This is a genomic window from Nitratireductor thuwali, assembly GCF_036621415.1.
Classification (GTDB): Bacteria; Pseudomonadota; Alphaproteobacteria; order Rhizobiales; family Rhizobiaceae; genus Chelativorans; species Chelativorans thuwali.
In genome coordinates this window covers 1,806,316-1,825,060 of sequence record NZ_CP030941.1, presented here as the reverse complement: position 1 = coordinate 1,825,060, position 18,745 = coordinate 1,806,316, and the positions used below count along the sequence as shown (strand labels likewise).

At 63.4% G+C, this 18,745-nt stretch carries 16 protein-coding genes and 1 pseudogene; 6 read left to right on the top strand and 11 right to left on the bottom strand.

Translation table 11 applies throughout. From position 1 onward, the window contains the following. The 5 genes from NTH_RS08770 (at nt 1) to NTH_RS08750 (ending at nt 5,297) form a co-directional block, all read left to right on the top strand. Nucleotides 1–1,818 (top strand): ABC-F family ATP-binding cassette domain-containing protein, encoded by a 1,818-nt coding sequence (locus NTH_RS08770; protein ID WP_338529665.1) that lies wholly within the window; start codon nt 1–3, stop codon nt 1,816–1,818. A gap of 78 nt (nt 1,819–1,896) precedes the next feature. Next, nucleotides 1,897–2,649, top strand: a complete 753-nt coding sequence (locus NTH_RS08765; protein ID WP_338529664.1) for a DUF2066 domain-containing protein — start codon at nt 1,897–1,899, stop codon at nt 2,647–2,649. A gap of 64 nt (nt 2,650–2,713) precedes the next feature. Beyond that, a complete protein-coding gene (locus NTH_RS08760) occupies nt 2,714–3,655 on the top strand; it encodes a tyrosine recombinase XerC (RefSeq protein WP_338529663.1) in 942 nt (313 codons plus the stop codon). Nucleotides 3,656–3,715: 60 nt separating this feature from the next. Next, on the top strand, nt 3,716–4,783 hold the full coding sequence (locus NTH_RS08755; protein ID WP_338529662.1) for a TraB/GumN family protein: 1,068 nt from the start codon (nt 3,716–3,718) through the stop codon (nt 4,781–4,783). Between the two features lie 82 nt (nt 4,784–4,865). Beyond that, nucleotides 4,866–5,297: a hypothetical protein gene (locus tag NTH_RS08750; protein ID WP_338529661.1), complete on the top strand. Its 432-nt coding sequence runs from the start codon at nt 4,866–4,868 to the stop codon at nt 5,295–5,297. Nucleotides 5,298–5,369: 72 nt separating this feature from the next. On the opposite strand, the gene lpdA is transcribed toward NTH_RS08750, so the two are convergent. The 11 genes and pseudogenes from lpdA to NTH_RS08695 form a co-directional block, all read right to left on the bottom strand. Beyond that, nucleotides 5,370–6,776 (bottom strand): dihydrolipoyl dehydrogenase, encoded by a 1,407-nt coding sequence (lpdA, locus tag NTH_RS08745; RefSeq protein ID WP_338529660.1) that lies wholly within the window; start codon nt 6,774–6,776, stop codon nt 5,370–5,372. 72 nt (nt 6,777–6,848) lie between these two features. Continuing rightward, on the bottom strand, nt 6,849–7,490 hold the full coding sequence (locus NTH_RS08740) for a LysE family translocator (RefSeq protein WP_338529659.1): 642 nt from the start codon (nt 7,488–7,490) through the stop codon (nt 6,849–6,851). 70 nt (nt 7,491–7,560) lie between these two features. Continuing rightward, nucleotides 7,561–8,046 carry a hypothetical protein gene (locus NTH_RS08735; protein ID WP_338529658.1) on the bottom strand — a complete coding sequence of 162 codons (486 nt, stop codon included), beginning with the start codon at nt 8,044–8,046 and terminating at the stop codon, nt 7,561–7,563. A gap of 33 nt (nt 8,047–8,079) precedes the next feature. Beyond that, a complete protein-coding gene (gene odhB, locus NTH_RS08730) occupies nt 8,080–9,696 on the bottom strand; it encodes a 2-oxoglutarate dehydrogenase complex dihydrolipoyllysine-residue succinyltransferase (protein ID WP_338529657.1) in 1,617 nt (538 codons plus the stop codon). A 29-nt stretch (nt 9,697–9,725) separates the two neighbouring features. Further along, nucleotides 9,726–12,719, bottom strand: coding sequence for a 2-oxoglutarate dehydrogenase E1 component (locus tag NTH_RS08725; protein WP_338529656.1), 2,994 nt, complete (start codon nt 12,717–12,719; stop codon nt 9,726–9,728). Nucleotides 12,720–12,853: 134 nt separating this feature from the next. Further along, on the bottom strand, nt 12,854–13,756 hold the full coding sequence (gene sucD, locus NTH_RS08720) for a succinate--CoA ligase subunit alpha (RefSeq protein ID WP_338529655.1): 903 nt from the start codon (nt 13,754–13,756) through the stop codon (nt 12,854–12,856). 8 nt (nt 13,757–13,764) lie between these two features. Further along, entirely contained in the window at nt 13,765–14,136 is a 372-nt protein-coding gene (locus NTH_RS08715; protein WP_265517743.1) for a cupin domain-containing protein, read from the bottom strand. 3 nt (nt 14,137–14,139) lie between these two features. Next, the gene (sucC, locus tag NTH_RS08710) at nt 14,140–15,336 is read right to left on the bottom strand and encodes an ADP-forming succinate--CoA ligase subunit beta (protein WP_338529654.1); all 1,197 of its coding nucleotides are present in this window, start codon (nt 15,334–15,336) and stop codon (nt 14,140–14,142) included. A gap of 14 nt (nt 15,337–15,350) precedes the next feature. Next, nucleotides 15,351–16,316 (bottom strand): malate dehydrogenase, encoded by a 966-nt coding sequence (gene mdh, locus NTH_RS08705; RefSeq protein ID WP_338529653.1) that lies wholly within the window; start codon nt 16,314–16,316, stop codon nt 15,351–15,353. Nucleotides 16,317–16,508: 192 nt separating this feature from the next. Beyond that, nucleotides 16,509–17,690 (bottom strand): cell division protein ZapE, encoded by a 1,182-nt coding sequence (gene zapE, locus NTH_RS08700; RefSeq protein ID WP_338529652.1) that lies wholly within the window; start codon nt 17,688–17,690, stop codon nt 16,509–16,511. Between the two features lie 67 nt (nt 17,691–17,757). Then, a pseudogene (locus NTH_RS08695) lies at nt 17,758–18,302 on the bottom strand (protease inhibitor Inh/omp19 family protein). A gap of 246 nt (nt 18,303–18,548) precedes the next feature. Here NTH_RS08695 and NTH_RS08690 point away from each other — a divergent pair. Beyond that, nucleotides 18,549–18,710, top strand: coding sequence for a DUF1328 family protein (locus NTH_RS08690; protein WP_338529651.1), 162 nt, complete (start codon nt 18,549–18,551; stop codon nt 18,708–18,710). Nucleotides 18,711–18,745: the final 35 nt, after the last annotated feature.

Sequence of the window (18,745 nt, the reverse complement as noted above, 5' to 3'; positions counted from 1 at the left end):
ATGGCGCCACCGCTATTGAAACTGGAAGATATCCGCCTGACTTTTGGAGGCACGCCCCTATTGAACGGCGCGTCGCTGATGGTCGGCCCCGGCGAGCGCATCGCGCTGGTGGGGCGCAACGGATCGGGCAAGTCGACGCTTCTCAAGATCGCTGCGGGGATGGTGGAGCCGCAGGATGGCGAAGTATTCCGCCAGCCGAGCGCGACCGTGCGCTATCTGGCGCAGGCGCCTGATTGGCAAGGCTATGCCACGGTGCGGGCCTATGTGGAGGCAGGGCTGGGACCTGCCGACGACGTGAACCGGGTGGCGCTGGTGATCGACCGGCTGGGGCTGACCGGCGAGGAAGACCCGGCCACGCTTTCGGGCGGCGAGGCGCGCCGTGCGGCCCTTGCCCGCGTGCTGGCGCCCGAACCAGACCTTCTGCTTCTCGACGAGCCGACGAACCATCTGGACCTGGCGACCATCGAATGGCTGGAGGAGGAATTGCAGCGCTCCTCGTCGGCGCTGGTGACGATCTCGCACGACCGGCGTTTCCTGGAGCGGGTCAGCCGGGCGACGGTGTGGCTCGACCGGGGCGTGACCCGGCGGCTCGACAAGGGGTTCGCCCATTTCGAGGATTGGCGCGATACGGTGCTGGAAGAGGAAGAGCGCGAGCAGCACAAGCTGGGCCGACAGATCGCCCGCGAGGAACACTGGCTGCGCTATGGCGTGACGGCACGGCGCAAGCGTAATGTGCGCCGGTTGGGCGAATTGCAGGGGTTGCGCGAAAAGCACCGCACACACCGCCGTGCCGAAGGCGTGGCGACCATGCAGGCGAGTGACGCGGCCGAATCCGGCAAGCTGGTGATCGAGGCCAAGGGATTGAACAAATCCTATGACGGGAATCCGGTCGTGGTGGATTTCTCCGCCCGCATCTTGCGCGGCGACCGGATCGGCTTTGTCGGCCCCAATGGGGCGGGCAAGACGACGCTGATCAATCTTCTGATCGGGCGTCTCGCGCCGGATTCGGGCACGCTGCGGCTGGGCGCCAACCTGGAGATCGCCGTTCTCGACCAGAAGCGGACGCTCGATCCGTCCGAAACGCTCAGCCATTTCCTGACCGACGGGCGCGGCGACAGCGTGGTGGTCAACGGCCAGGAGCGGCATGTCGTTTCCTATATGAAGGACTTCCTGTTCAAGCCCGAGCAGGCGCGCACGCCGATCCGCGAGCTTTCGGGTGGCGAAAAGGCGCGGCTCGTGCTGGCCCGGCTCCTGTCGCGGCCGGCCAACCTCCTTGTTCTCGACGAGCCGACGAACGATCTTGACATGGAGACGCTCGACCTTCTGCAGGAGCTGGTGGAGGATTTTCCGGGGACCGTGCTCCTGGTCAGCCATGACCGCGATTTTCTCGACCGGACGGTGACGAGCACCATAGCGCCGGAGGGCGACGGACGCTGGACGGAGTATGCCGGCGGCTATTCGGATATGATGGCGCAGCGCAAGGGCGAGGAGCTGGAGCGCCGCAAGGCCCGCGGCCAGGGGGATGCCGCAAAGGGCAAGGGCGGCGGGCCGGCCCCGCGCGCGGCCAAGCCCAACGCCCAAAAGCTCTCCTACAAGCAGAAATTCGCGCTGGAGAAGCTGCCGGAGAAGATCGCCCAGCTCGGCACGGAGATCGAGGCGCTGGAGGCGAAGCTTTCTGATCCGGCGCTTTATGCGCGCGATGCCGTGGCGTTTCAGCGGTTCACGAAGGAACTGGACGAAAAACGCGCCACGCGCGACCGGCTGGAAGAGGAATGGCTGGAACTGGAAATGCTGCGCGAGGAGGTAGAGGGCAGCTGAGGCCAGCAATAGGCGGATCGGTGCGGCCTGCTAAGACTTGGGCTAAGATTTGGCGGTTGCCATCGAGGAGAGGTTTTCATGCGCCTTTTCCGCCCGCTTTGCCTGCGTGGCCTTCTTGCGGCGCTTTTCCTGCTATGTGCGAGCGCCACCGGGCCGACCAGCGACAACCCTGCGTCGCTTTACCAGGCGGTGGCCATCGTCACTGGGACGGTCGAGCCGGAACGCAGCCGTGGCTTTGCCGCCGCGCTCGAGGAAGTGCTGGTGAAGGTCTCCGGCGACATTTCGCTTGCCGGCTCGTCTTCCTTGGCCGAACTGGCTGACAAGGCAGGGGACTTCGCGTCCTCGTACCATTATCGCGACCGGATGGCGGGCATTCCCGTTCATGACGAACAGGGCACGCGCGAACGGCCGCACTTCCTGACGGTGAATTTCGCTCCCGAAAAGATCGATGCGGTGCTGCGTGGGCTTGGCCGCGAGCCGTGGACAGAGCGACCCGTGGTCTGGCTCCGGGTCGAGGTTGACAATGGCATAAGCTCGTTTCTCCTGGCCCATGATGCGGCGTTCGGACAAGGTCAGCGCGCGGCTCTGATGGAGGTGGCCAAGCGGTACGGCCTACCCATACGCCTGCCTGATGGCGTTTCTGCCGCTGAGCCGATGCTTGCCGGGCATCTGACATGGCGACCGGAGACGCTCGACTGGTCTTCGCGCTGGCGGTTGGCGGCGGAAGGGAAGACGCGGGAATGGGAAATCTCCGCGACTTCCTTCGACGCGGTATTTCGCGCGGCGCTCGGCGAGACGGTGAGCCTTCTTGCCGGCCGAAAGCGGAAGTAATCCGGCTCTTCACCAGATGCTAACGCGATGGGGCGAGACTGGCTGAAAAGCCGGATAGCCGACCATGCCCGAGGACTTCCTCATTGCAGCCAGACCCGACCTTCAAACCGCACGGAGCGAGTGGCTGAGGGCGCTCGCCGGGGAACGGCGGTTGGCAAAGCTGACGGTGGAGGCTTATGAGCGCGATACGCGGCAGTTTCTGCAATTCCTGACCGGCCATCGCGGCGGCGCGCCGGGCATTTCCGACATTGCCGATCTGAGGCCGGCCGATTTTCGCGCTTTTCTGGCCGCGCGACGCAATGGCGGGGCGGGTGCGCGCACGCTAGGGCGGGGGCTGGCCGGCATCCGCTCTTTCCTGCGGTACCTGGAAAAGCGCGGTCTCGTGAATGCGGCCGGTGCGTCGGCGCTGCACTCGCCGCGCGCGCCCAAGGGATTGCCGAAACCGCTGACGGCGGCGGATGCGCGGCGCGTGTCCAGCGGCGACGGACAGCTTGCGGAGAAACCCTGGATCGTCGCCAGGAACGCCGCTGTCCTCGCGCTGCTTTATGGATCGGGCCTGCGCATTTCCGAGGCTCTGGGGCTCACCGGCGGCGACCTTACCTCGCCGCGCGAGGAGACGCTCCGCATCACCGGCAAGGGCGGCAAGACGCGGCTGGTGCCAGTGCTGCCGGTGGTCCACAAGGCGGCGGCGGAATACAGGCGGCTTTGTCCCTATCATCTTAGCCCTGACCAGCCGCTGTTTCGTGGCGCGCGGGGTGGTGCGCTGCAGCCGGCCATCATTCAGCGCGAGATGCAGAAGATGCGCTCGGCGCTGAACCTTCCCGACACGGCGACTCCGCACGCACTGCGCCATTCCTTCGCCACGCATCTTCTTGCCCGGGGCGGGGATCTTCGCGCCATTCAGGAACTCCTGGGCCATGCCAGCCTGTCGACAACACAGGTCTATACGGCGGTCGATACGTCCCGGTTACTGGAAATTTACGATGCCGCGCATCCGCGGGCGTGAAGCGCGCAGTTCCGCTGCCGGTTAACACATTTTTCCACATTCTGCCGGTACGCCTCGACCATGAGAAAAAGTTCCGCCCTTGCCGACCGTATCGCCGACACATCGCTGTGGGTGCTGGCCGCCGCGAATGTGCTGTTTGTGCTGGCCTTTGCCGTCACGCTGCTGTTTGCAACCGCTCCGGCGCATTCTCAGGCGAACGAGACCTGCAATGGCCGGAACCTGCTGGAGGCGTTCTCCAGGAACGATCCGGAACGGCTCGCCGAAATCGAACGCGAAGCCGGGCGAACGCCCAACGGCAAGGGCCTCCTGTGGAAGATCGAAAAAGACGGCACCGCGCCGTCTTTTCTCTTTGGCACGATGCACGTGACCGATCCGCGCGTCACCCGCCTGCCCGATGCCGCGAGAGCGGCCTTCGACGAAGCCCGGACGGTGGTTATCGAGACCACGGATATTCTAGACCAGCAGGCGCTCATGGCCGCCATGGTGGAAGAACCGGGCCTGATGATGTTCCCGCCCGGCGAGGCGTTGACCGATCATCTGACGGCGGAACAGCGGGAAATCGTTTCCGCCGCGCTCGATGCACGCGGGGTGCCGCTTTCGACCGTCGTGAAGATGAAGCCGTGGATGCTCGTTTCGCTGATTGCGCTGCCTGCCTGCGAGCAGGCACGCCAGCAGGCGGGAAAGCCCGTGCTCGACGTGAAGCTGGCTCAGGACGCGGAGGCGGCCGGCAAGAAGCTGGCAGGGCTCGAAAGCGTGGGAGAGCAGCTCCGCGCCATGGCATCGCTGCCGATGTCGTTTCATATCGAGGGCCTGGTGAGCACGCTCTCGATGGGCGGCCGGGTGGACGACGTCATCGAAACGATGATCCAACTCTATAGCGACGGCGAGACGGGCATGTTTCGGCCGATGCTGGAACGGGCGGTTCCAGAGGACGGCGCAAACATGGGATATGCCGAATTCGAAGCGGCCATGGTGACGTCCCGCAACGCCACGATGGCAGAGCGCATGCTGCCCATGCTGGAGAAGGGACGCGCCTTCATTGCGATCGGGGCCATGCATCTTCCCGGCAAGGACGGGCTCGTCGAGAAGCTGCGGCAGGCGGGATACAGCGTCACGCCCGCCCGGTAGCCGGCCTCCTCATGGCAGGGAAGGAACCCTCGGGCCCTTGGCGCGTTGCAAGAGCAACGAAGATGAAACGCGGAGAGTTTCCATGGAAGACCGCGACAAAGCACGTCAGAGCCGGCCACCGGCCGGCGATCCGCATGTGGACCCTGCGGCAAATCCCAATACGCCGCCGCCTCCCAACAACACGGTGACGCAACGCTCGGGAAGCGGCGCCAGCACATTCATCGTCGTTGCGGTGCTGGCGGCCATACTGGTCATTCTGTTCCTGGCCTTCGGCGGTGGTGCCTTCTTCGACAGTCCCGATGCCGAGATCGCGCCCGAAGGCGGGGCTCCGGTGGTTGCTCCGGAGGGCGAGGCCGGCGGTGACGCCATGACGACGCCGGAAACCCAAACCGCTCCCACGGACACCGCTCCGATCGCGCCCGCGCCTGAGACCGAAGCGCCTGCGGGCGAGGCTCCGGCTGACGAGGCCCCTGCGGGTGATGCTCCCGCTGAAGAGGCTCCAGCGCCTCAATAGCGGTCCTCAAGACCTCAGGTGTCGAGGAGCCACGGCTTGTCGTGGCTCCCGACGCTTGCCGAGGTCTGATGTTCAGGAATGGATGGGCTTGGCAAACGCGCCGAGCGCGGCCTCCTTGACTGCTTCCGACATGGTCGGGTGGGCGTGGCACGTGCGGGCAAGGTCTTCTGAAGAGCCGGAGAACTCCATCAGAACGGCGGCTTCGTGGATCATCTCTCCGGCGCCAAAGCCCACAATGTGGACGCCCAGCACGCGGTCCGACTTCTTGTCGGCCAGCACCTTCACGAAGCCGTCCGTGTGCAGCATGGAGCGGGCGCGGCCATTGGCCGAGAAGGGAAACTTGCCGATATTGTACTCGACGCCGGCCTTCTTCAGCTCCTCCTCCGTCTTGCCGACCGAGGCGATCTCAGGGCTGGTATAAACAACGCTCGGAATGACGTCGTAGTTCACATGGCCGGCTTGGCCGGCGAGGATCTCGGCTACCGCCACGCCTTCCTCTTCTGCCTTGTGGGCCAGCATCGGCCCGGCGATCACGTCACCAATGGCGTAGACGCCCTCGACATTGGTGCGCAGGTGCTTGTCGGTTTTCACCCGGCCACGATCGTCGGTCTCTATGCCGGCTTCTTTGAGGCCGAGGCCTTCGGTGTAAGGCCTGCGGCCGGTGGCGACCAGCACGACATCGGCTTCAATCGTCTCGGCATCGCCGCCCTTGGCGGGTTCGAAAGTCACCTTGGCGCCCTTGCCGGCCTTCGAAACGTCGGTCACCTTCTGGCCGAGCTTGAAGGTGAAGCCCTGCTTCGACAGCATGCGCTGAAACTGCTTGGCGACTTCGCCGTCCATCCCACCCAGGATGGTGTCGAGGTACTCGATCACCGTGACCTCGGCGCCGAGTCGTGCCCAAACGGAGCCGAGCTCGAGCCCGATCACGCCGCCGCCCACCACCACCATCCTTGCCGGCACCTTGGAAAGCTCCAGCGCTCCGGTGGACGACACGACCACCTTCTCGTCGAACTTCACGTTGACGCCGGGGATGCCGGTTACATCGGAGCCGGTGGCGATGACGATGTTTTTCGTCTCGACGGTCTGCTCTGCGCCCTCAGCATCCTTGACGAGGACCTTGCCCTTGCCGGCGATCGAGCCGGTGCCCCGCAGAACGTCGATCTTGTTCTTCTTCATCAGGAAGTCGAGGCCCTTGGTGTTCTGATCGACCGAGTTCTGGCGGTGCGCCATCATCTTCTTCAGGTCGAGCTTCGGCTTGCCGACATCGATGCCGAGATCCGCGAAGGAATGGGAGGCTTCGGCGAACATTTCGGAGGCATGGAGCAGGGCCTTGGAGGGAATGCAGCCGACATTGACGCAGGTGCCGCCATGGGTCGGCAGCTTTTCGACGACTGCGGTCTTCAGGCCGAGCTGCGCCGCCTTGATGGCGCACACATAGCCGCCCGGGCCGGTTCCGATGACGACGAGATCGTATGACATGAATTTTCCCTTCGTTTCGGCCGCATTGCTGTCAGCCGGGTCATTGTGAGTGAGTTTGGGTGCTTTGCAGCCTCAGCCCGCTTTTTCGGTGGCCAGCTTTAGGCCAAGGCCAAGGAAGACGAGGCCGCCGGCACGGTTGATCCACACGCCGATGCGATTGAACCCTTGCCTTACGGAGGGCGTCGTCATGAAGATGGATACGCCGACGAACCAGGCGACAAGCGCCGCCGCCATCACGCATCCGTAGGAGAATTTCACCACCGCCGGGGTCTCGATATGGACGACCGTCGAGAAGATCGAGAGGAAAAAGAAGACCGGTTTCGGATTGAGCGCGTTGGTGGCAAACCCGATCAGAAACGCCTTGAGCGCGTGTTGATTGGGGGCCGGCGCATCGGTTGGGGCCGATGTGGTTTCCAGGATCGGCGGCTTGGCGCGAAGCGACTGGATGCCGATATATGTCAGGTAGGCCACACCGCACCATTTGAGGATATTGAAGGCGTAGACCGATTGGGAGATGAGCAGGCCGAGCCCCAGAACTGTATAGGATACGTGAAACAGCAGGGCGCATCCGATGCCGATGCTGGTCAGAATGGCGGCGCGGCGCCCGTTGACAAGGGACTGGCGCATCACCATCGCCAGGTCTGCTCCGGGCGAAACAATCGCAAAAGTGAAGATCGCCATCAGGGAAAGGAGTTCGGGCAAATATGCGCTCATTTCCGCCTCGCCGGTTTGCAATTCATATGGCTGAACATCTCTTCCAACACTGGTTTACAGGCAACATCGATTATTCCTGGCACCCGGAGATTTCGTAGACATCGAAGCTGGGGAGGGCCGCCTCGCCATCGTTGAGTGTGCTGAAATGCAGCGCCCGGCTCAAGTCCGTCATGATCAACCGCTGCGCCGCATCCTCCCGGGCGCCGGGAAGCAGCCCGACCGCTCCCTCATCGTCGATTGCATAGACCACACCGCGCCATAAGGTGCATGCGGCGAGCTCCTCGCCGGTCGCGTCGCCTGTAGGGCAGTCCTTGAGCAACAAGCCATCCGGTCGTCCGCCGCCGGATTGCCATTCCACGTGGCCTTGGATGGGAGCGGCATCGGGAAGGATCAGACGAAAGGTGTTGCTGGCGGCGACCATGTCCATATTGGGGATGAAGTCGATGGCCGTTCGGCCGCCGACTTCATCATAGACTGCCAAGGCCTGCGGGCAGGCGGCGCCGGCAGCGTTCATCAGGCTGAGGAAGACAGGTACGGCCAACAATGTCCGTGTCATCCGCATTACGCGCCTGCCGCCGGTTTCATCTTCCTAAAGGTCGAGCACCAGACGCTCGGGATCTTCCAGCACTTCCTTCACCCGCACCAGGAAGGTCACGGCCTCCTTGCCGTCGACGATGCGGTGATCGTAGGAGAGCGCCAGATACATCATCGGGCGGACGACGACCTGCCCGCCGACGACCATCGGCCGCTCCTGGATCTTGTGCATGCCGAGGATGCCCGACTGCGGGGCGTTGAGGATCGGCGTCGACATGAGCGAGCCATAGACGCCGCCATTGGAGATGGTGAAGGTGCCGCCCTGCATCTCGGCCAGCGACAGCTTGCCATCACGGGCCGCCGCGCCCAGGCGACCGATCTCCTTCTCGATCTCGGCGATCGTCATCCGGTCCGCGTCGCGCACCACCGGCACGACAAGGCCCTTGTCGGTGCCGACGGCCACGCCGATGTGGCAGTAGTTCTTGTAGATGATATCTGTGCCGTCGATCTCGGCATTGACGGCCGGGATCTCGTGCAGGGCGTGGCAGACGGCCTTGGAGAAAAAGCCCATGAAGCCAAGCTTCACGCCATGCTTCTTCTCGAACAGGTCCTTGTACTTCTTGCGCAGCTCCATCACCGCCGTCATGTCCACCTCGTTGAAGGTGGTCAGCATGGCGGCTGCTTCCTGAGCCTCCTTAAGACGGCGGGCGATGGTTTGGCGCAGACGGGTCATCTTCACCCGTTCCTCGCGTGCCTCATCGTCGCCGGTGGAGGGCGCGCGGGCAACCTTCGGCTTCTCGGCCGGCTCGCTCGGTGCGCCACGCCCGGCATCCTTGCCTCGCTCTATCGCCGCCAGGACGTCTCCCTTGAGTACCTGCCCTTCCTTGCCGGAGCCGGCGATCTCGGATTCCTTCAGGCCGTGTTCTTCCATCAGCTTGGCCGCGGCGGGCGCGGGCGGGCGGGCTGATTCTCCGCCGCCGCCGCCATGGCGGACATCGCGCGATGCGGTGGATGCAGCCTCGCCGACGCGAGCCTCCTGCTTTTCCTCCTGCTTCGCGGCTGCTTTCGCTTCCTTCTTCCCGGCACCCGCGGACGCGCCTTCTTCTATACGGGCCAGCAGCGCACCGACCTTCACCTCGTCGCCGCTTTCGACGGCCAGTTCGCGGATCACGCCGGCGACCGGCGCCATGACTTCCTGAGCCGCCTTGTCGGTCTCAAGCTCTAGGATCGCTTCGTCGGCCTTAACCGTGTCGCCCACCTTCTTGTAAACCTCGCCGACCTGGGCCTCGGTCACCGATTCGCCCGCAGACGGCACGTTGACGTCGACGAGCTTGCCGCCGGGCGCCTTGCCGTTGCCCTCGCCCTCGTCGGCTGGCTCGGTCTTTTCTTCCTTGGCGGCTGACTTGCCGCTTTTGGCAGACACGGCTTCGCCGTTGCCTTCGCCGATCATGCCTAAAAGGGCGCCGACTTCGACGGTGGCGCCCTCCTCGGCGGATATCTCCTCCAGCGTGCCGGCAGCAGACGCGGGGACCTCTATGGTGACCTTGTCGGTTTCAAGCTCGACCACAGGCTCGTCGACGGCAATCGCCTCGCCCTTCTTCTTGAACCAGCGGCCGATGGTTGCCTCGGTGACGGATTCTCCCAGAGTGGGAACGCGGATTTCGGTAGCCATGGGTCTCGTTTCCGTTGGTTCTGTTCAGACTATTCGCCGCCCAGCGCGTCTTCCAGGAAGGCGGCGAGCTGTTCCAGGTGCTTCGACATAAGGCCAGTCGCAGGCGAGGCGGAGGCCGGACGGCCGGTGTAGCGCACCCGCTTGTGCTTGGCATCTATGTGCTGCAGCACCCATTCGAGATAGGGGTCGATGAAGGACCACGCACCCATGTTCTTCGGCTCTTCCTGGCACCAGACCATCTCCGCATTGCGGAAGCGCGACAATTCGGTGATCAGCGCCTTGGCCGGGAACGGGTAGAGCTGCTCGACACGCAGCAGGTAGATATCGTCGATGCCGCGCTTCTCGCGTTCCTCGTAGAGGTCGTAATAGACCTTGCCCGAGCACATGACGACGCGGCGCATCTTGGAGTCCTTGACCAGCTTGATGGGCTGGTCGTCGCTCAGATATTGCGCGTCGTCCCAGAGCAGCCGGTGAAAGGAGCTTTCGCCCGACATTTCCGACAGGGTGGACACCGCACGCTTGTGGCGCAGCAGCGATTTCGGCGTCATCAGGATGAGCGGCTTGCGGAAATCGCGCTTGAGCTGCCGGCGCAGTATGTGGAAGTAATTCGCCGGCGTCGTGCAGTTGGCGACTTGCATGTTGTCCTCGGCGCACATCTGCAGCCATCGCTCCAGCCGTGCCGAAGAGTGCTCGGGACCCTGTCCTTCGTAGCCGTGCGGCAACAGGCAGACGAGGCCCGACATGCGCAGCCATTTGCGCTCGCCCGACGAGATGAACTGGTCGAAGATCACCTGCGCCCCGTTGGCGAAGTCGCCGAACTGGGCTTCCCAAAGCGTCAGCGCCCGTGGCTCGGCCAGCGAAAAACCGTATTCGAAACCAAGCACTGCCTCTTCCGACAACATCGAATTGATGACTTCGTAGTAGGCCTGCTGCGGTCCGAGATGATTGAGCGGAATGAAGCGGTTCTCGTTATTCTGGTCGTACAGAACCGAATGGCGCTGCGAAAACGTGCCGCGCTCGGAATCCTGCCCGGACAGGCGGACAGGGTTACCGTCCATGAGGATGGAGCCGAAGGCCAGCGCTTCGGCGGTCGCCCAGTCGATGCCCTCGCCGGACTCGATCATCTTCTTCCGGTTTTCCAGGAAGCGGTTGATCGTGCGGTGCGCTTCAAAATCGGCGGGGACTTCCGTCAGCTTCCTGCCGATCTCCTTGAGCGTCTTGACAGGTACAGCCGTCTTGCCGCGGCGCTGCTCGTCTTCGTTGTCGGCCCGCTTGAGGCCCGACCAGGCGCCGTCCAGCCAGTCGGCCTTGTTCGGCCTATAGGACTGACCGGCCTCGAACTCGGCCTCCAGATGCGCCCGCCAACCGGACTTCATCCGGTCGATCTCCTCCTGGGTGACAAGCCCCTCCTCGATCAGCTTCTTCGCATAGATCTCGCCCGTGGTCGGGTGATTGCGGATCTTGCGGTACATGATCGGCTGGGTGAATGCCGGCTCGTCGCCTTCATTATGGCCGTAGCGCCGGTAGCAGAACATGTCGATGACCACCGGCTTGTGGAACATCATGCGGAACTCGGTCGCCACCTTGGCGGCATAGACGACCGCCTCCGGATCGTCGCCGTTCACGTGGAAGATCGGAGCCTCGATCATCTTCGCCACGTCAGAAGGATAGGGCGAGGAGCGGGAGAAGCGCGGATTGGTGGTGAAGCCGATCTGGTTGTTGATGATGAAGTGCACGGTGCCGCCCACGCGATGGCCGCGAAGGCCGGAAAGGCCGAAACATTCCGCAACGACGCCCTGGCCGGCGAAGGCGGCGTCGCCGTGCAGAAGCAGCGGCATGACCTTGGCGCGCTCGGGCAGCGGCACCACCTCCTCGCGCTTGCGGCCGAAGACCTGGTCCTGCTTGGCGCGGGCCTTGCCCATGACCACCGGGTTGACGATCTCCAGATGCGAGGGGTTGGCCGTCAGCGACAGGTGCACCTTGTTGCCGTCGAACTCGCGGTCCGAGGAGGCACCGAGGTGGTATTTGACATCGCCGGACCCTTCCACCTCATCGGGCGTGAAGGAGCCGCCCTTGAACTCATGGAAGATGGCGCGGTGCGGCTTTTCCAAGACCTGGGAAAGCACGTTGAGGCGGCCGCGATGAGCCATGCCGAGCACGACCTCCTTGAGCCCCATGGCGCCGCCACGCTTGATGATCTGTTCGAGCGCGGGGATCAGCGCCTCGCCGCCATCGAGGCCGAAGCGCTTGGTTCCCTTGTACTTCACGTCGATGAACTGCTCGAAGCCCTCGGCCTCGATGAGCTTCTGGAGGATCGCTTTCTTGCCGTTCTCGGTGAAGGCGACGCCCTTGTCCGGACCCTCGATACGCGCCTGGATCCACGCCTTTTCCTCCGGGTTGGAGATATGCATGAATTCCACACCGAGGGTGGAGCAATAGGTGCGCTTGAGGATGTCGAGCATCTGGCGCACGGTCGCCGTCTCGAGGCCCAGCACATTGTCGATGAAGATCGGACGGTCGAGATCGGACGCGGTGAAGCCGTAGGCTTCCGGCGACAGCTCGTTGTAGTCTTCGAGCGGGTTCGCAAGGCCCAGCGGGTCGAGATTTGCGTGCAGGTGGCCGCGCATGCGGTAGGCGCGGATCATCATGATGGCGCGGACGGATTCGCGCGCCGCGCGCTGGACCTGCTCTTCCGAAAGGGCCACGCCGCCCCGTGCGGCCTTCTGCTTGATCTTGTCGTCGAAGTGCTTTTCCACGCCTTCCCAATTGCCGTCGAGCGCGGAAACAAGCTCGCCATTGGCGGCAATGGGCCAGTTCTTGCTTTTCCAGGAAGCGCCGTCCGCATTCTTCCTCACATCGGCCGCATCGTCCTTGAGTTGGCTGAAATAGGACCGCCAATCCTCGTTCACCGACGAGGGGTCCTCCTGGAAGGCCGCGTAAAGGTCCTCGATATAGGCGGCGTTGCCGCCATAAAGGAAGGAAGTGAGGGAGAATTCGTCGTTGGCTTGGTTCTGCCGTGCCATTTAAAGCTCCGGATTTTCTCCGGCTCCTTGCTAAGCGGCCTGGACGCCGGCCGGCGCGGACGGCTTTGCCGTCATTCAATCAATTGCCGTCTGGAACGCCAATCCGCAAGCGCGGCCCGGCGTTCCGCATTTCCTCAGCCCTTGATCGCTTCCACGAGCGTTGTGCCGAGACGTGCCGGGGAGGGCGACACCTTGATGCCGGCCTCCTCCATTGCGGCGATCTTGTCTTCGGCGCCGCCCTTGCCGCCGGAAATGACCGCGCCGGCATGACCCATGGTGCGTCCGGGAGGGGCGGTGCGGCCGGCGATGAAACCGGCCATCGGCTTCTTGCGGCCCTTCTTCGCCTCGTCTTTGAGGAACTGCGCCGCTTCCTCTTCCGCCGATCCGCCGATCTCGCCGATCATGATGATAGACTTGGTTTCGTCGTCCGCCAGGAACATCTCCAGCACGTCGATGAATTCGGTACCCTTTACCGGGTCGCCGCCGATGCCGACGGCGGTCGTCTGGCCGAGGCCGGCATTGGTGGTCTGGAACACGGCCTCATAGGTAAGCGTGCCGGAACGCGAGACGACGCCGACGGAGCCCTTCTTGAAGATGTTGCCGGGCATGATGCCGATCTTGCATTCGTCCGGGGTCAGGACGCCCGGGCAGTTGGGGCCGAGGAGCCGCGACTTCGATTTTTCCAGCCTGGCCTTCACCTTGACCATGTCCATCACCGGGATGCCCTCGGTGATGCACACGATAAGCGGTATCTCCGCCTCGATGGCCTCGATGATGGCAGCCGCCGCGCCTGCCGGCGGGACGTAGACGACGGAGGCCGTGGCCCCGGTCTTTTCCTTGCCCTCGGCGACGGTCGCGAAGATCGGCAGCTCTTCCCCGCCCTGGCCCTGCCAGGTGGTTCCGCCCTTCTTGGGATGAATGCCGCCGACCATCTTCGTGCCGTGATAGGCCAGCGCCTGCTCGGTGTGGAAAGTGCCGGTCTTGCCGGTCAGGCCCTGGACCAGGACCTTGGTGTCTTTGTTGACGAGTATGGACATGCTTTTTCCTACAATCGCTTCAAATCGGAGACGGTCAGGTCGCTTTCGGCATTGCCGGTATTGAGGGTTGTGGCCGGCTCGAACATCAGAACGACCGGTTCCTCCGTAAGTGCGCGCGGACGGTGTTCCACCGTTTTCGGAACCACGATGAATTCGCCTTCGCCAAGCTCGACCACGCCGTCGCGGAAGTCGATGGCGATCCGGCCCCGCAGGACCAGAAACGCCTCGTCTTCCTCATCGTGGGAATGCCAGTCGAAGACCGCCCCGAATTTGGCAATCTTCACCTGGGAATCGTTCACGTCGCCCGCAATATGGGGATCGAACACCTTTTCGATGCGCCGGTCGGCGGCTTCCAGAAGAGCGATCTTGCGGGGCGGCATGGCTCAGCGACCCTTTACCGCGGCGACGATCTTCCGGGCGGCATCATCGAGATCGTCGGCGGCGATGACGTCCACATCGGACTCGTTGATGATCTTCTTGCCGAGTTCGACATTGGTGCCTTCGAGACGGACGACCAGCGGCACCTTAAGGCCTACTTCCCTCACGGCCGCGACGACACCTTCGGCAATCACGTCGCACTTCATGATGCCGCCGAAGATATTGACCAGGATGCCCTTCACGGCGGGGTCGGCGGTGATGATCTTGAACGCCGCCGTCACCTTCTCCTTGGAAGCGCCGCCGCCGACATCGAGGAAGTTGGCCGGCTCGGCACCGTAGAGCTTTATGATGTCCATGGTCGCCATGGCAAGGCCGGCGCCGTTGACCATGCAGCCGATATTGCCGTCGAGGGCGACATAGGCGAGGTCGTGCTTGGAGGCTTCGATCTCCTTCTCGTCTTCCTCGCTGGTATCGCGCAGGGCAACAACGTCCTCGTGGCGGAACAGCGCGTTGCTGTCGAAGGAGACCTTGGCGTCGAGCACGCGCAGGCGGCCGTCCATCATGACGATCAGCGGATTGACCTCAAGAAGGCTCATATCCTTCTCGGCAAAGGCCTTGTAGAGGATGGGGAACAGGGTTTCGCCGTCCCTTGCCGCATCGCCGTCCAGCTTCAGCGCCTCATTGAGCTTCCTGACGTCTTCCACTGTGACGCCCTTTTCCGGGTCGATGGCGAGCGTCAGGATCTTCTCCGGCGTCTCCTCGGCGACCGCCTCGATGTCCATGCCGCCCTCGGTGGAGACGACGAAGGCAGGCCGGCCGACCGTGCGGTCGATCAGGATCGACAGGTAGAGTTCGCGGTCGATGTCGGCGCCGTCCTCTATGTAAAGGCGGTTGACCTGCTTGCCTTCCGGTCCCGTCTGCTTGGTGACCAGCGTGTTGCCGAGCATTTCATCGACATTGGCGACGACCTCCTCGACGCTTTTGGCCAGCCGCACGCCGCCCTTGGCGTCGGGGCCGAGTTCCTTGAACTTGCCCTTGCCGCGTCCGCCGGCGTGGATCTGGCTTTTCACCACATAGAGCGGTCCGGGCAGCTTTCTGGCGGCGGCTTCCGCCTCTTCCTTCTTGAAGACCGGAACGCCCTCGGCCACGGGCGCGCCGTAGCTCTTCAGGAGTTGCTTGGCCTGATACTCGTGAATGTTCATGGGGCGTCGGGGTCCTATTTCTTCAGGCTGGGGGCGATTTCCGCGCAGGCCTCGCAGAGGCCCCGGACGGATGCGACCGATTTGTCGAAGTTCTTCTGCTCGGCCTTGTTGAGGTCGATCTCGATGATGCGTTCGACGCCGCCGGACCCGATCACCGTCGGCACGCCGACATAAAGATCCTTCACGCCGTACTGGCCGGAAAGATGCGCCGCGCAGGGCAGCACCCGCTTCTTGTCCTTCAGGTAGCTCTCGGCCATGGAAATGGCGGAGGCGGCCGGCGCATAATAGGCGGAACCGTTCTTGAGCAGGCCGACGATCTCGGCACCGCCGTCGCGGGTGCGCTGGACGATCTCCTCGACCTTCTCCTTCGACGTCCAGCCCATCTTGATCAGATCGGGGATCGGGATGCCGGCGACAGTGGAATAGCGGGTCAGCGGCACCATGGAATCGCCGTGCCCGCCCAGGACGAAGGCCGTCACATCCTCGACGGAGACCTTGAACTCATCGGCGAGGAAGTAGCGGAAACGGGAGGAGTCCAGAACGCCAGCCATGCCGACGACGTGGCTCCTGGGCAGGCCTGAGAACTTCTGCAGCGCCCACACCATCGCGTCGAGCGGGTTTGTGATGCAGATGACGAAGGCATTGGGGGCATATTTCTTGATGCCGGCGCCGACCTGCTCCATCACCTTGAGATTGATGCCCAGAAGGTCGTCGCGGCTCATGCCGGGCTTGCGCGGCACGCCGGCGGTGACGATGGCGACATCGGCCCCTTCGATGGCGCTGTAGTCGTTCGCGCCAAGCAGCTTTGAATCGAAGCCGTCGACCGGGGAGGACTCGGCGATGTCGAGGGCCTTGCCTTGCGGTATGCCTTCGGCGATGTCGAACAATACGATATCGCCGAGTTCCTTCAGGCCGGCCATGTGGGCGAGCGTGCCGCCGATCATGCCGGAGCCGATGAGAGCGATCTTATCGCGTGCCATGTGGTGAGAATCCCCTTCCGTGATGCGCCGGAACCCGAACGTCACAGACCCGGCTATTGCAGGGTTTCGGGCCGGCTGGTACCAGCCCAAAATCCCGGTTGGCATAAGCAGGCCCGCAGAAAAATTCAACCGATTATTTTTGCGCGAGCAAATTCAATCGTTTAGACATGAACGGATTTACGTAAACGTCAACTATTTCTGCCTGGTCTCGTCAGCTCCGGCCTCTTGCGTCTTGTGCTGCCAGTCGCGACTCTGCATTTCTATGAGGCGCGACGCCGTGCGGTCGAACTCGAAGGCTTCGGTGCCTCTCGTGCTCGCATAGAGTTCCGCCGGGGGTGCTTCGGCGGAGACGATCAGGCGGACCCGCTGGTCGTAGAGCGTGTCGATCAGCAGGATGAACCGCTTGACCTCGTTGCGATGGGCGCCCGCCATGACCGGAATGCCGTCGATGAAGATCGTCTTGTAGCGCTTGGCAATGGCAAGGAAGTCGCGTGCGCCTAGCGGCTGGCGGCACAGATCATCGAAGCTGAACCGTGCGGCCGAGCCTGCGGCCATGGGTATCTCAATATGCCGCCCCTTCAATGCGATCGTCTGTCTTTCCGCCGCCTTGCCGGCGGCGATGGCTTCCCAGGCCTCATTCATCAGCCGGTCGGCCTCGGCTCCGAGCGGCGTTATATAGACCGGCAGGCGGTTGAGCTTCTCGAGCCGGTAGTCTGCTCCTTCATCAAGGTGCAGCACTTTCGTGTGCTGTTTCAATATGTCGATGAAGGGCAGGAACAGGCCGCGGTTGAGCCCGTCCCGATAAAGATCGTCGGGCGCGACATTGGAGGTGGCGACCAGCACGACGCCCTCGGCGAACAGTGCCTGGAAAAGCCGGGACAGGATCATCGCATCGGCAATGTCCGTCACCGAGAACTCATCGAAGCACAGGACCCACGCTTCCCGCGCCAGCGCGGCCGCGACCGGCGCTATCGGATCGGCCTCTTTGGTATCGCCGTTCTTCAGCGCGGCCCGGTGGCTGGCGATGCGGTCGTGCACATCGGCCATGAAATCGTTGAAATGGGCGCGGCGTTTTCCGCGCACCGGCAGCATCTCGTAGAACATGTCCATGAGCATCGTCTTGCCGCGCCCGACACCGCCATGAATGTAGAGGCCGGTGACGCCGGCCCGGTGGTTGCGCCGTTTGGCGAAGAGCCAACCCAGCGCGCTCGACTTGCGGGCCAGGCGCCGTTCGTCGATGCGCTCGCGCAGGCGGTCCAGCGCAGCAGCGATTTCCTCCTGGGCCGGATCGCGAGCGATCTTGCCCCTCTCGACCAGATGGGCGTATCGCTCGGCGACGGTCTGGTGTGTTGCTAGTCCGTCGCGCAGGGACATGGGATTACCGGGCGGTGGCGATGGGCAAAGCGGAAAGGTGCGCCCGTGTCACGGGCGCACCGTCTTTCTAGCGGCTCAGGGAAATCGGCTGGCCGTTCGTCGTCTGGCCGCTGAAATTCTCCGACCCGGTCGAGTAGAGCCTGGCGAGCACCTGGCCGCTCTCATCGTAAAAGGCCAGCTGGTTGCCGGCCACGTTCCACGATTTGACACTGTCCAAGGGTGCGGGGCAACGCAGCGGCCCGGCACGGAAACCCTGGCCGAATTTCGTCTGGGGGTGGCCACGCGGCAATTCTCGCCCGCTACGGTCACGCTCCACACGCCCGCGACGGAACCGGCCGTTATCTCGGGCGCTGCGGCGGCGGCCGCAGCCTGACCGGCGGGATCCAATGCGGCCATCTCCGTACTGCCGTCGCTCGGCGGCTCCGGAAACTCGCTGGGCGAAGTCGCCTGCGCCGGCGGCGGCAATTGGCTCGACATCACCGTGCCGGCGGGCGCTGCCGCCAAGGGCGCCGGCGCGCTCGACTGCATGGGGTTCAACCGCCCGGACTGACAGCCCGCCAGCGCGAGCGTCATGAGCGAGGCGGCGAATATGAACGTCTTTGACTGCGGCATTGCCTTCTCCGTCGGCGCCGGGCGCACCGTCCCAGCATTTAAGTTCGCGAGCTTCCCACCTAACGGTCAACGATGGCGAGGATCGGAAATTATCACATACATACATGGTTAAGAACCAGTTTCGATAAGTCTTTTCAACGTGTGGTGGTTCCGTTGGCCGGGGACAAGCGGCTCTCGGAGGGAACCTGTGGCTCGATTTTTCGTTTAGCAGGGCCAGCGACAATATTCGTGGAGAGGATTTTCCCTATGCTTGAATGGATTCTGATTTTGCTGATTATCGCCGCCGTCGCGGGGCTTCTTGGCCTCAACAGCGTGGCAGGGGTTGCCATGACCGGCGTCAAGATACTCATCGGCATCGTGCTCGTGCTGTTCCTGCTGGCAGTTCTCGGTATCATCGCCATAGCCTGATCCTCCGCATCGTCTGGTAATTCCGGCCATGATCC

What these genes read in the sequence shown, in the direction of transcription:
- NTH_RS08770 (WP_338529665.1), top strand. Translation starts at nt 1, where the DNA reads ATGGCGCCACCGCTATTGAAACTGGAAGATATCCGCCTGACTTTTGGA.
- NTH_RS08765 (WP_338529664.1), top strand. Translation starts at nt 1,897, where the DNA reads ATGCGCCTTTTCCGCCCGCTTTGCCTGCGTGGCCTTCTTGCGGCGCTT.
- NTH_RS08760 (WP_338529663.1), top strand. Translation starts at nt 2,714, where the DNA reads ATGCCCGAGGACTTCCTCATTGCAGCCAGACCCGACCTTCAAACCGCA.
- NTH_RS08755 (WP_338529662.1), top strand. Translation starts at nt 3,716, where the DNA reads ATGAGAAAAAGTTCCGCCCTTGCCGACCGTATCGCCGACACATCGCTG.
- NTH_RS08750 (WP_338529661.1), top strand. Translation starts at nt 4,866, where the DNA reads ATGGAAGACCGCGACAAAGCACGTCAGAGCCGGCCACCGGCCGGCGAT.
- lpdA (WP_338529660.1), bottom strand. Translation starts at nt 6,776, where the DNA reads ATGTCATACGATCTCGTCGTCATCGGAACCGGCCCGGGCGGCTATGTG.
- NTH_RS08740 (WP_338529659.1), bottom strand. Translation starts at nt 7,490, where the DNA reads ATGAGCGCATATTTGCCCGAACTCCTTTCCCTGATGGCGATCTTCACT.
- NTH_RS08735 (WP_338529658.1), bottom strand. Translation starts at nt 8,046, where the DNA reads ATGACACGGACATTGTTGGCCGTACCTGTCTTCCTCAGCCTGATGAAC.
- odhB (WP_338529657.1), bottom strand. Translation starts at nt 9,696, where the DNA reads ATGGCTACCGAAATCCGCGTTCCCACTCTGGGAGAATCCGTCACCGAG.
- NTH_RS08725 (WP_338529656.1), bottom strand. Translation starts at nt 12,719, where the DNA reads ATGGCACGGCAGAACCAAGCCAACGACGAATTCTCCCTCACTTCCTTC.
- sucD (WP_338529655.1), bottom strand. Translation starts at nt 13,756, where the DNA reads ATGTCCATACTCGTCAACAAAGACACCAAGGTCCTGGTCCAGGGCCTG.
- NTH_RS08715 (WP_265517743.1), bottom strand. Translation starts at nt 14,136, where the DNA reads ATGCCGCCCCGCAAGATCGCTCTTCTGGAAGCCGCCGACCGGCGCATC.
- sucC (WP_338529654.1), bottom strand. Translation starts at nt 15,336, where the DNA reads ATGAACATTCACGAGTATCAGGCCAAGCAACTCCTGAAGAGCTACGGC.
- mdh (WP_338529653.1), bottom strand. Translation starts at nt 16,316, where the DNA reads ATGGCACGCGATAAGATCGCTCTCATCGGCTCCGGCATGATCGGCGGC.
- zapE (WP_338529652.1), bottom strand. Translation starts at nt 17,690, where the DNA reads ATGTCCCTGCGCGACGGACTAGCAACACACCAGACCGTCGCCGAGCGA.
- NTH_RS08690 (WP_338529651.1), top strand. Translation starts at nt 18,549, where the DNA reads ATGCTTGAATGGATTCTGATTTTGCTGATTATCGCCGCCGTCGCGGGG.